Origin of the sequence: Sporolactobacillus inulinus, assembly GCF_006539285.1 — a bacterium.
Lineage (GTDB): Bacteria > Bacillota > Bacilli > Bacillales > Sporolactobacillaceae > Sporolactobacillus > Sporolactobacillus inulinus.
In genome coordinates this window covers 1-2406 of the sequence record NZ_BJMS01000178.1, presented here as the reverse complement: position 1 = coordinate 2406, position 2406 = coordinate 1, and the positions used below count along the sequence as shown (strand labels likewise).

Here is a 2406-nt window from a genome sequence, read left to right as displayed (position 1 = left end):
CGGTTCCATTTCAACCAGATCACTTTGGCAAAAAATTGCGCGTGACCGATGACGTTCCGCTTCCACATTCTTCGCGGCTCAAGTGCCATCCGGAACAGCCATTCAAGGTTCAAGCGGCGCATGACTTTCGGTGCGCGCGGTTTGATGCCTGAAGCAAAATCGATGAATCCGCCGACGGCAATGCGAAAGTGCGGTTTTAAGGCAGCGGCGTTACGGTCAATAAACTGCTCTTGAAGCGGCATGCCCATACCAACAAGCAGGACATCCGCTTTCGAATGATTGATCGCTTCGACGATTGACTGCTCCGAATCAAAATAACCGCTGTGCGTACCGGCAATGACTAGATTGGGGTGCTGCGCGGTTAATTTTTGCGCTGCGGCACGGACCGTTTCCTGCGTCGAGCCAAGCAGATAAACGGAGCAATTGTATGCCGCGCACTGGTCAAGTAAACGTGGGATCAGGTCTGTCCCGTTTAAATTTTCATCAAGATCAATACCCCACAGCTTCGCACCTAATTTAATCCCGATTCCGTCATTGAGCAGGTAATCTGCGCGATTGAGGACAGCACCGTAGTCAGGATCTTTTTGTGCGAGGTTGTAGCCGTGATCGTTTAAGAAGTAGAGGTTCATTGGTTTTCGTTCGCGAAGAGCGTTGCAAAAAACAGTGATAAAGTCTTGTTTGCGTTTAAAATCATTCATGCTGATGGTACCAAGCTGTTTTTTTTCGTACATGAAATCCCGTCCTTAATTTAATGAAGCAAAAGTTATGTACTATGTTATTTTATCCGTAAAACAACGCGTGGAATCATCAAAAAAATCCCGAATTTGATCCGCTCTGCTGCTAATATTGTAAACTATTTATAACAGATTGTGTTGAAGGTTTAGAGATTGTAAAGTTATTTGCTCCATTGCCTTTACAATGTGGTATAATTCCGTATGAACGAGTTTGAAAGAAAGTTGTTTCATATACATTTACATTCTGCAAATCTGAAATTATTGATGAAAGCGGGCTGAAACGATGGTCTATGTGACGTTTTTTATTTGTTTTCTTGCTGCGGTAGCTTTGACACCCCTGGTCAGGAAACTGGCGATTCGCATCGGCGCAACCGATCTTCCCAATGCCCGTAAAGTGCACAAAAAGATTATGCCGCGTATGGGCGGTTTGGCAATATATCTAGCATTTCTTATCGGCATTTTCATTCTGTGGCCGGACAGCAGCTTCACGCTCCCACTGATTGTCGGCAGTGTGATTATTATCATTACCGGTATCTTGGATGATATGTACTCATTGTCGCCGCGAGTGAAGATGGTCGCACATTTCTTTGCCGCACTGGTGATTGTGCAAAGCGGGATTTCCGTTACATTTATTAATCTGCCGTTTAACGGCGTATTGCATCTGTATTGGCTCAGTGTCCCGCTAACGCTACTTTGGATCATGGGGATTACAAATGCGATTAATTTAATTGACGGGCTGGACGGACTGGCTGTCGGTGTATCAAGCATTGTGCTGATGACCATTGCCGGATTGTCGCTAACCGAGGGCAATGTGTTTGTGTTTACGGTGAGTACGATTCTGCTCGGCAGTACGCTCGGTTTTCTGCCGTATAATTTCCATCCGGCAAAGATTTTCATGGGTGATACCGGGAGCTATTTCCTTGGTTATGTAATCTCTGTTCTGGCTTTGCTCGGTTTTAAAAATGTGACGCTCTTCTCACTTGTGGTGCCGATCATTCTCTTGGCGGTTCCAATTTCCGATACGCTGTTTGCGATCGTCCGTCGATTGGTCAATAAAAAGCCGCTTACAGCGCCGGATAAATCGCACTTGCATCATTGTCTGTTGCGTTACGGATTTTCACAGCGCCAGACGGTGGTTCTCATCTACGGGATGAGCGCGATGTTCGCTCTAGCCGCGATCCTGTTTTCGACATCGACCTTGCTCGGTTCGATGATCATTATTATCGGGGTTATGCTGGTGATTGAACTGGTCGTCGAAGGTGTCGGTTTGGTAAGCGCCGGCTACAAGCCTTTGCTGAACACATACAAACGGCTGCTTGCCCTTGCTAAAGTTAAATAATCACAAGTTCATAAATAATAAAAATGGATCGGCTGATTAAAACCGATCCATTGTTTTTTTTACACATGAATTGTCAAACGAAGCAACACTTGATTATAAAAGGCTTCAAAAGGAATACTCCTCAACATTTGCGGGATCAGCGAGTCAAAGAAGAACTTCGCAAGAAAATTGCGTGGCGGAGGTGTCTTTCGATAACGACCAAGCCGGACCAATACATCTTTGGAGAGCAGATCGCGAGCCGGTTAACATTAACATCTGGGTCATGTGATGAAAAAGAGCAATAAGAAAAACCGGGCAAAAGCGCCCGGTCTTTTCGGTGCTGAATCGTCGCTT

The 2406-nt window shown here is 45.6% G+C and carries 3 protein-coding genes; 1 reads left to right on the top strand and 2 read right to left on the bottom strand.

The window, feature by feature from the left end; genetic code table 11:
- A partial coding sequence (locus tag SIN01_RS14500; protein WP_141306164.1) for a WecB/TagA/CpsF family glycosyltransferase occupies positions 1 to 731 on the bottom strand: 731 nt, incomplete at its 3' end.
- A gap of 286 nt (positions 732 to 1017) precedes the next feature.
- Between SIN01_RS14500 and SIN01_RS14495 the strand changes: the two genes are divergently transcribed.
- On the top strand, positions 1018 to 2073 hold the full coding sequence (locus SIN01_RS14495; protein ID WP_010027399.1) for a glycosyltransferase family 4 protein: 1056 nt from the start codon (positions 1018 to 1020) through the stop codon (positions 2071 to 2073).
- A 144-nt stretch (positions 2074 to 2217) separates the two neighbouring features.
- On the opposite strand, the gene SIN01_RS15285 is transcribed toward SIN01_RS14495, so the two are convergent.
- Positions 2218 to 2406: hypothetical protein (locus tag SIN01_RS15285; RefSeq protein ID WP_218027795.1), on the bottom strand; the 189-nt coding region annotated here is incomplete at its 5' end.

Coding starts and splice junctions, on each gene's coding strand:
- SIN01_RS14495 (WP_010027399.1), top strand. CDS start 1,018: ATGGTCTATGTGACGTTTTTTATTTGTTTTCTTGCTGCGGTAGCTTTG.